At 42.6% G+C, this 9,022-nt stretch carries 7 protein-coding genes and 3 pseudogenes; 7 read left to right on the top strand and 3 right to left on the bottom strand.

Translation table 11 applies throughout. From position 1 onward, the window contains the following. Positions 1 to 81 precede the first annotated feature (81 nt). The 4 genes and pseudogenes from tnpA to ACU01J_RS20915 all read left to right on the top strand — a co-directional run. Positions 82 to 399 carry an IS66 family insertion sequence element accessory protein TnpA gene (tnpA, locus tag ACU01J_RS20930; protein WP_038228469.1) on the top strand — a complete coding sequence of 106 codons (318 nt, stop codon included), beginning with the start codon at positions 82 to 84 and terminating at the stop codon, positions 397 to 399. Then, a complete protein-coding gene (gene tnpB, locus ACU01J_RS20925; RefSeq protein ID WP_038228471.1) occupies positions 396 to 749 on the top strand; it encodes an IS66 family insertion sequence element accessory protein TnpB in 354 nt (117 codons plus the stop codon). The genes tnpA and tnpB overlap by 4 nt, the downstream gene beginning before the upstream one ends. Positions 750 to 808: 59 nt before the next feature. Then, positions 809 to 2,338 (top strand): IS66 family transposase, encoded by a 1,530-nt coding sequence (tnpC, locus tag ACU01J_RS20920; protein WP_481087378.1) that lies wholly within the window; start codon positions 809 to 811, stop codon positions 2,336 to 2,338. A gap of 32 nt (positions 2,339 to 2,370) precedes the next feature. After that, positions 2,371 to 2,532, top strand: a pseudogene (locus ACU01J_RS20915) (IS91-like element ISVa3 family transposase); the annotation flags it as partial. A gap of 397 nt (positions 2,533 to 2,929) precedes the next feature. Here ACU01J_RS20915 and ACU01J_RS20910 read toward each other — a convergent pair. Continuing rightward, positions 2,930 to 3,709 carry a DUF4225 domain-containing protein gene (locus tag ACU01J_RS20910; RefSeq protein WP_481087377.1) on the bottom strand — a complete coding sequence of 260 codons (780 nt, stop codon included), beginning with the start codon at positions 3,707 to 3,709 and terminating at the stop codon, positions 2,930 to 2,932. A 2-nt stretch (positions 3,710 to 3,711) separates the two neighbouring features. Further along, complete coding sequence (locus tag ACU01J_RS20905; protein ID WP_481087376.1) at positions 3,712 to 4,179, bottom strand: Hcp family type VI secretion system effector; 468 nt, start codon at positions 4,177 to 4,179, stop codon at positions 3,712 to 3,714. 810 nt (positions 4,180 to 4,989) lie between these two features. Here ACU01J_RS20905 and ACU01J_RS20900 point away from each other — a divergent pair. Further along, positions 4,990 to 6,208 (top strand): annotated as a pseudogene (locus ACU01J_RS20900) (IS256 family transposase). A 1,081-nt stretch (positions 6,209 to 7,289) separates the two neighbouring features. Here the strand turns inward: ACU01J_RS20900 and ACU01J_RS20895 are convergent. After that, positions 7,290 to 7,370: pseudogene (locus tag ACU01J_RS20895) on the bottom strand (IS6 family transposase); the annotation flags it as partial. A 269-nt stretch (positions 7,371 to 7,639) separates the two neighbouring features. On the opposite strand from ACU01J_RS20895, the gene ACU01J_RS20890 reads away from it, so the two are divergent. Beyond that, positions 7,640 to 7,816 (top strand): hypothetical protein, encoded by a 177-nt coding sequence (locus tag ACU01J_RS20890; protein WP_481087275.1) that lies wholly within the window; start codon positions 7,640 to 7,642, stop codon positions 7,814 to 7,816. After that, a complete protein-coding gene (locus tag ACU01J_RS20885; protein WP_481087274.1) occupies positions 7,800 to 8,807 on the top strand; it encodes an SEL1-like repeat protein in 1,008 nt (335 codons plus the stop codon). The genes ACU01J_RS20890 and ACU01J_RS20885 overlap by 17 nt, the downstream gene beginning before the upstream one ends. Positions 8,808 to 9,022 lie beyond the last annotated feature (215 nt).

Raw genomic sequence — 9,022 nt, 5'->3', positions numbered from 1 at the left:
CGTAAGCGCGTCATAAACCCCGCATTCTAATCGTTTTGCGCGAGTAATAAGATCAGGTCTTCAACCACAAGGAGATTTGAAATGGCAATTCGACGCACAAACCAAGAATGGGAAACTCTTCTCGAACGCTATGAGCACAGCAACATCACTCAACGTGCTTTCTGTGAACAGCACGGACTGAGCTTATCGACGTTCTTCGCAAAACGCCGTCAACTTCAGTCGACAACTCAATCAGCGCCTGTCGGATTTGTTAGAGCAGAAGTCGTCGAAAAGACAACCAAGTATCAAGCTCAAATAGCAACGGCTAACATGACACTGCTCGTCAATGATGTTGAGCTGAGTATTCCACAAGGCACGCCAGCCACTTATCTAGCAGAACTCATCGGTGCGCTATCATGAAACGTATGCTCAGCGCTCCAGAGATTTATCTGTATCGTGAGAGTGTCGATTTTAGAAAGTCGATCAATGGTCTTGCTGCGATTATCGAAAGTGACACCGATTTACCTCTAGCAAGCGGCGCACTGTTCCTGTTCACCAATAAACAGCGCGACAAAATCAAAGTCTTGTACTGGGATAAAACAGGCTTTGCTCTTTGGTACAAACGCCTCGAAAAAGCCAAATATAAGTGGCCTACAAAAGAGAAAAATGAGGTGTTTAGCCTGACTCAATTCGAGCTTGATAGACTACTTTCTGGCTTCACGATTATCGGCCACAAACCCGTTCGAATAAACGATTTCACAATGACTTAAACGATAATAAAGCCTTATCCACCAAGCGTTAGCGGCATGATTTTAGTATAATAAGTGCCATGAAAAAGACGCCAAATATCAACCCAGAAAGTCAAGATGTTGCTGAGCTACAAGCGATGGTGAAAGCACTGATGTCGGAGAAAACTGAGTGGAAGCAAGAGCGTCAATCTCTACTTGAACAACTCAAGCTTGCCTTTGACCGCCAGTTCGCTAAACGCTCGGAGGCGTTAAAGCCTTACGATGAATCTCAAGGTGACCTCTTCAATGAAGTGGAATGTGAAGCCGCTAAGGAAGAAGAGGTTGAGGTCACGACGACCACCACAACGAAGAAACGCGGTAAGCGTAAGCCTCTTCCAAAAACCTTGCCTCGTGAGGTTATCGAACTCGATTTAGACGACCATGAAAAACAGTGCGCATGCTGCAAACATAGTCTGCATAAAATCGGTGAAGACCGCAGTGAAAAGCTAGAGTTCTCGCCAGCGGTACTCAAAGTGCTGGAGTATGTTCGTCCTAAATATGCTTGTCGTCAGTGTGAGCAAACTAAAGACAAAAGCCACATCGTTCAAAAGCCAGCGCCGCAAAGTATTATCCCTAAAAGCTTCGCGACAGAAAGCTTGCTGGCCAATATCATTCTTGGCAAATACCAATACGCGATGCCACTGTATCGCCAAGAGTCACTGTTTACCCAGTCGGGTATCGAGCTGTCACGAACTACTATGGCAAGGTGGATTATCCAAGTCAGTGAGAAGTTCGCACCGCTTTATGCGGCCTTGAAAACGCACCTACTCGAGCAAGTGGTGGTTCAGGCGGATGAAACACCACTCAATGTCCTCAAGGAAGATAAGCAATGCTACATGTGGCTCTACTGCTCAGGCGCAGACTCGCCAGATGCCGCACTTCCTAACGTGAAAAATATCGCCTTGTATGACTATCAAAATAGTCGCGCGAGGGCGTGCCCTGTTGCCTTCTTGGGGGATTACAGTGGTTATCTTCAAACCGATGGCTATGGTGCTTATGATGGGCTTCACCAAGTGACCAATGTTGGCTGCTTGGCACATGCACGTCGCAAGTTCATGGATGCTAAGAAGCTTCAAGGTAAAGGCAAGTCAGGCAAAGCAGATAAAGCGCTGGCCAAAATCCAGAAGCTCTATGGCATAGAATCCCGCTTAAAAGGTGCGTCTGTCGAGACACGAAAAGCAGAACGCCAACAGCACGCCAAGCCAATACTGGATGAGTTGTACGAATGGATGACGACTCAACAAGTGATAGAGTCTAGCCCGTTGGGTAAAGCGATAAAATACACGCTCGGCCAATGGCCGAAGCTCATCCGCTATATCGATGACGGTCACTTATCGATAGACAATAACCGTGCTGAACGTGCAATTAAACCGCTGGTCATTGGCAGGAAGAACTGGTTGTTCTCGAACACACCAAATGGTGCTGATGCGAGTGCGATGCTTTACAGTATCGTCGAAACTGCAAAAGCCAACGGCCTTATCCTCTACGACTACATGGTCAAGTGCATGAAAGAGTTGGCAAAAGCAGAGCCAGATATCGATGCACTCCTACCTTGGAACTTCAAACATTAACAATATCGCCCCGTGGGTTCATGGGGCGGATACAACAATACAAAGGTTTTACAGGTAATTATCCATACCAGTGTGTACTATGCGGAGGCAGAATGGCATTTACAGGTTTTATGAAAGACCCAAAGAATAATCAACTACTGGATAATCATCGAATGAACATGCGTGAATCGCGGCGATTAGGCGTGGCAGCGTAGAATAAGTCCGTCTAAATTCAGTGATTTAGTAGGGAAAACAATCACACTGTCTGTAAAACGACCTAATTATCCCACTTTCAGCAAACGCTCACTACTTTTTTGTGTTTTGGGTGACAGAAAAAGCAGACAAATAGAAAAATCGCAAATGCAAAAAGTTGAATGTAGCTAGGTAGTTGTAGTGTTTTCACTAAGAAATCTTGGAAAAGCAGTATATCTTCTGCTGTATAGCCACCTTTAATTTGACCTCCATATACAAATATTGAATAGTATTGATACCCAGTTATAATCATTAGAATATACTTCAAGACAAAAACTAACTTTTCAGAGCGATTAGTATTTATAGTTCTTAGGACAATAACCCAGACAATCGATAAAAAAATAAAAGCTATGTTTTCAATCATTTAGAGAGCTCTTGTTTTATTGTTTTTAGCGTATACCCATCGGCAAGAGCCTCTGCTGTTAAAGCTCCTTTACTCATTGCTTGATAACCCCTTAAGTAATCCTCAGAACTGTATCTAAATAACTTAAATTGTTTAGCCTTTGCCGTGTTTGCCCATAACATCGGCTTTAAGTTGGGTTTGGAGGCAATTTGATAAACCTCTGCGGCATTTTTAGTGGTGGTGGTTTTGGAGACTACTCCATAAGCTGACATGGCCAAATCAGCACTATAGTAGGCGATGTCCCCATACGATTTGGAATAACCTAATGATTCTGCGGCATGCTGATAACCTTCTCGAACGATCCCCATAGCATTCTCATCACCATCCCAGAAGTATTTGCCGTTTTCATACATGTTATTCATGCCATGAGCCATCATAGACCCACCAATTGAGCAAAAGTAAGCAGCCGAGTAGTAACAGATCCCTGCCCCTGCGGTTAATTGCATAACACCGGCAATAAAACCGATCCCTTTTTGTGCAATCAAGCTACCTTGATCCATTAGGCTTTGTCGCTCTTTTTTCAGTTCTTTGAATACAGTGTCTTTGTCCTTTCTGCCACTCTTAAAATCGTTCACAAGGCACTGTTCAAAACGATCAACATCACGCACAAACTGCATTTTGAGACCACCATTCGAGAGATAACGATGCGAGAGGGTGACGGCTTGCATCGTAAGTCCTTTGCCGGCTTTTTCGACTTCTCGAACATCCCATGAGTCCGGTGTGTTTTTGTTTCTCATCCTCAAGCTCTTTCCCACGTTTCATAACCTTCTGTGCCGGCTATGTTGTGTTTCCAGATAATATCTCGGTAAGAGAAATGAAGGACTTCTGACATATCTTCATCTCCGGAATTAAGTACATTTGGTTGGTCAAAAGATAGAGTCGCAATTAATGCATCAACCAGCTCAACGGTGTAAAAATTTTCGTTGTAGCCTTGTTCATTGGTGCGGTAGAACTTGAGCGTACACTGCAAATGCTCTTGTTTGGAGAAGGCGTTGCCAAGGAGTGGGGAGGCTTTATCTATTGGCTTGGTGATGACAACTTCGGCAGATCCACCATGCTTACTTAGGGTGAAGCTACATGCCAGAACGGTGATTTCATTTGAATGTGATTCTTGAGCTTTGTTACCAATAGAATCTTTAGTGTTACAACCTTGAGATATAGAGCCTTGCGTTTTGCCGATGATTGAGAGGTATGCCGTATGAGCCATGTTTTGCCTATTTCATCCAATAATATAGAACACATATTATACTATCTTAAAAGATAAGTCACTGTAGGTTTTCAATACCAAAGGTAGAAGCAATATTTGAATATTTATGGTTCTTCAGGTGACAGGACCATTTATAGTATACAAATTGCCAAAGAGGGATTCACAGCGACAAATACCGAGAAAAGGTTGCTCTTGATATAGACAAATCCACTGATAGTAACTGGTTCTGGTGCATTTGCTTTGCCATTAGTACTTTAGAATTATTTAAGCTGCCGTCCTTTATAACCCCTAACTCGTACAGCTTTGAGCCCAGCATTTATCTGCTCTTGAATTAATCGACGTTCAAATTGAGCTAGCACACCAAAACGTCAGAAAAATACGATCGTGCTCCTGATATGCCAGAAAGCCTTCCATCGATCCCTATTGAACTTTGGAGGTGAGAACTTCAACATCGCACCGGGCATTAACCTACGCAGGAAAAGAAATTATTCAGATGGGTTGGATGCACTGCTCTTCGAAAATCTCTAGACCTCAAAAGCTATTTTCAGCTTATGATATTGGTTCTGCTAATCACATATACCTTTCCTGAAGAAGGAAAAAATACATTTTGGGCTTGTGATCTAACTTGGTATCAAGTATAGGAAGGTCAGGCGGCTTAAAAACCGACTTTGGCTGACGCTAACTATCAATTTGCACCAATAGAACGAAATTTGAGCTATGCTGATTTCTGGTGTATGGAAGAAAAAAGAAGGTGCGGTGTAATCTGTTGATGTAGTTCTCGCCAGAACAATTAACAGAAAGGTACACCGCATGACTGATAATACTGTTGTTTCACTAAATACACCACAAGACCCACCCACCGAGTTGATACGCCAAGGTGCAAGAGACTTAATTGCACAAGCTGTTGAAGCTGAACTTCAGCAGCTACTTACTCAAGATCAGAATACGATGGTTGACGGCAAACAAGCCATTGTCCGCAATGGCTTTTTACCTGAGCGAACCTTGTAAACTAGTGTCGGTGATGTCGAAGTGCAAATTCCTAAGGTACGAGGTCGCTCAGGAAATAGCGTTAAATTTAATAGCAACTTGATACCACCATACCTCAAGCGAACTAAAAACGTAGCAACACTGCTCCCACTGCTCTATCTCAAAGGGATCTCTACGGGCGATATGCTACCCGCTCTTGAATCGTTGCTCGGTAAGGATGCAAAAGGACTCTCAGCCAACAGCATCTGTCGCCTCAAGGAACAATGGCATAAAGAATACGAGCAGTGGCGCATCGGTAAGCGTCGCTACGTCTATGTCTGGGCTGACGGTGTTTACAGTCACGTCAGGATGGACGATAAGCTCTGCTTACTTGTCATCATTGGTGTCGATGACACTGGACGCAAAGAGGTCCTTGGTGTTTTGGATGGTCATCGAGAGTCCGAAGCAAGTTGGACCGAGCTGATTGAACAATTAAGAGCTCAAGGATTACAGCTAGCACCGAAGCTCGCTATCGGAGATGGCACGCTTGGCTTCTGGAAAGCCGTGGTTAAGTGCTGGCCTCAAACGAGTCAGCAACGTTGCTGGGTGCACAAGACGGCCAATGTGCTTAACAAGATACCGAAAAGTGTTCAGCCTCGGATGAAGGAAGCACTGCAAGATACCTGGATGGCAGAGACTAGAGATGATGCTTATCATCTTCCAGAAACGCTTTGAAGCCAAGTATCCAAAGGCAATCGACTGCTTGGTGAAAGATCAAGCTGAAATGCTGGCATTCTACGATTACCCAGCAGAGCATTGGATTCATATCAGGACAACCAACCCAATAGAATCGATGTTCGCCACAGTACGTTTACGCACGAACAAGACGAAGAACTGTGGAAACAGAAAGACTACGTTGATGATGGCTTATAAGTTGATGCGCAGTGCAGAGACGAAGTGGCGTCGTCTACGAGGTTTTGCACTCCTCGCAGATGTAGTGAAAGATGTTCGCTTCATCGATGGAGTAAAAGAAATGGAGACTCATCAACAGGCTACTGCATGATCTCCGTACACCACATTTGACAATAGCTCACGAAATTTTGATGATCTTCTTGAAAAGAAATTGAAGAAGGCTAAAAAGAATCGTAAAACCAGTACATTGAGCAATGCACAAAAGATAAATGAGATTAAGGACAATAAACGGAATGCGTGAGAGCTAGGAATTGGCTAAGGTTAAACAAGAAGAAATCGCGCCGATGATACCTATAAAGGGAGAGGAGGAAAGTTATCAACTGCCTGACTTCATAGCGGAGCTATTTGATGGTGAGGGCGAAAATTGATGCAACAAAGCCAAAGCAACGGTGTTAATACTGCCAAGTATTAACTATTCCAGATTATCAAGATGTGAGACTGCCCTGAATTTTGTGTAATTGTCTAGACTTAAGCCTAGGGATAGATAATATGGATAAGAAAGCTCCAGGCGCAATTATCCTACGAGTACATAAAATTGTTCGTAGGCTGTTTTTTCAGCTATCTCTACCTGACCACACTTCAAGATCGTCCACAATTCTCTCCTATGAAGACTCACTGTCGCTCCCTCGAATGATTTCCAGCCTAGCGCTTGACGTTTTTTGTTTTACCCAGCGATGACTTTGCTCCACTATATTGTTCAGATATTTGATATCCAATATTTCAATCAGTGGCAGCATAAAGACGCTTACAAAGAAAACAGCTGTTCCGGCCTAGAGCCCCGAGATGATAATACATCACCGCTTAATTAGGGGGCCCACTACATTACTCTATTAATGGGAGCTGCCGTATCGCGTACCTCAAATACAACGCCCACATGAACTCCCGACCTATCTTTCATAATGGGTACAGGTACTCTAGTGTCTGGTCTATTCATGGTATGGAATCTTGTTAGTTTGTCTATTGTAGCTAAATCTAGCTGTCTTCGTATTTCAAATACCAAAGGTTGCTGTTCAAACGTCAGGCGTGCCGCATGAATTAAAGATAAATTGTGGATTAAATTAATTACAGATGATGATTTTCTACTCAATGTCTTTAAACAATCACACAGCTCTTTAAAGTCACTCTCTGAAATAAGAGGTAAAACACAAACCCATCTTCAGGACTAGTTTTAAGGTTTCATCGATCGGCCACGAAGAGTTGACTCGAATGAACTGACGACGACGTAATTTCTTGCGTAATGCTGGAGCATACTTAGGAAGAACATATTCCAACACTTTAAGGAGCTATGCTGACGTGAACTCAAATAAAATAGGAAAAAAGAAAAAGTGCTGGTTCAAGTGTTCGGCATAAACTGAAACAAAACAAGCGTTTGCACTCACCGAAATACGCAGTAAAGTGAGATTTCGTGCTCATAGTTGCATTATTATCTGTTATTGGGAGTTGCTGATGAACTGTTGTTTCTTTACAGTAATCTACGGGTTAACATCGACTTATAGTGCTATATGTTATTAATGAAGCCTCTATGGAAAATGGAATCAGTATTGAGTATATAGGAATCGAACATGATGGTTTCCCGCTCACGTCTGTAATATCAGGCTTAGGTACTGTAATGTTTGATGGTAAGCCAACTGCAAAAGCAGGAGACCTGGTGAGTTGCGGTGGTGTGTTACAAGGTGGTAATAGTGTCAATATTAGCTAGATTGCTGTCTATGGCTATCGTTAGCATAGTTTTAAGTCCGATCGCATTAGCAAGTGAAGATTATGATGTCGAGAAGATGTCAGCAGCTGATGCTTATCAGTATGGTAAGCTGCTTCGGGCTCAGTTTAGGAATTTAGAAGCGAGAGAGTACCTTAAGTATTCTGCTGATAACGATTACCCAGACGGGGCTTACGCCTACGCAATGGAAATGATGGGCTACCATGACAGTGCGCGTGCAACCGGATATGCACGAGATTACTTGATTAAAGCCGCAGAAGGCGGAAATAGACCAGCTCTCAAGTACTTATATCGCTACGGAGACTGGTTAAGCGCAGCGAAACGCAATAAATATAAGAGTGAATACTACAATAGCCTAATTGATTTAGGAGCGAAATCTCCAGGTTTAGCTTATTTACACTTATCAGAATACTTTCATGCTTCAGATGCAGCTTTGTCCGACTATTACTTAAATAGGGCTATGGAGTTCGATATACCTAGCGCTTATATGGTAAGCGCTCAACGGCTAGAGAATGGAGAGGGAAACTATTTCTTTGACAGCAAGCGAATCGCTCAGTCAACGAATAGATACTTACATGCCGCAGCTTCTGGTTATATACCGGCTATTAAGAGATACACAGCGATTCTGGAGTCTAAAGGAAAGTTTGAAGAAGCCTTGAAGTGGAGGGAAAAGGCTCTGATTCTAGGAGATATTACCTCTTTGGTTACATTAGGTAATATCTATAGTGGTAACAGCCCTAGATACAGCTTTGTCGAACCAGACCTGATAAAGGCAAAGGAATACTTTGAACTTTACTTAGAAAATGCCGGACAGGACAGGCTCGCCAGCGTTTATCAGCAAGTTGAAACGAACTATAAAGAGACCGTTGATAAAATTGCAGATGTTCAACATCTTCATTCTAAGGCATTGAAAGATGAAGCGTCCGAAGTCCCGTACTTCTACCACTATGACTATCTTTGGAGTACTTATTAAGTAATAAGTATGGATGTTATTCGTTAATTTTAATCATAGCTAATACATTTTCATTCATGTAAATTATATAAGTAAGCCATACTACATTGTTTTAATTATTTGCCATTAACTTAATTTAATGGAATGTGTTTTTTTTGATGAAATTGTTCAACTTAGTAGTTGTATAGAAATCTAGAGTTATATTTGATAGTAATGTTATTTAACCTATATCTTCG

The sequence above is a fragment of the Vibrio sp. 2433-A1 genome, from assembly GCF_056726085.1.
The sequence above is the reverse complement of the archived record's forward strand: the minus strand, read 5'-3'. Positions and strand labels throughout refer to the sequence as shown.

Coding starts and splice junctions, on each gene's coding strand:
- tnpA (WP_038228469.1), top strand. CDS start 82: ATGGCAATTCGACGCACAAACCAAGAATGGGAAACTCTTCTCGAACGC.
- tnpB (WP_038228471.1), top strand. CDS start 396: ATGAAACGTATGCTCAGCGCTCCAGAGATTTATCTGTATCGTGAGAGT.
- tnpC (WP_481087378.1), top strand. CDS start 809: ATGAAAAAGACGCCAAATATCAACCCAGAAAGTCAAGATGTTGCTGAG.
- ACU01J_RS20910 (WP_481087377.1), bottom strand. CDS start 3,709: ATGAGAAACAAAAACACACCGGACTCATGGGATGTTCGAGAAGTCGAA.
- ACU01J_RS20905 (WP_481087376.1), bottom strand. CDS start 4,179: ATGGCTCATACGGCATACCTCTCAATCATCGGCAAAACGCAAGGCTCT.
- ACU01J_RS20890 (WP_481087275.1), top strand. CDS start 7,640: ATGGAAAATGGAATCAGTATTGAGTATATAGGAATCGAACATGATGGT.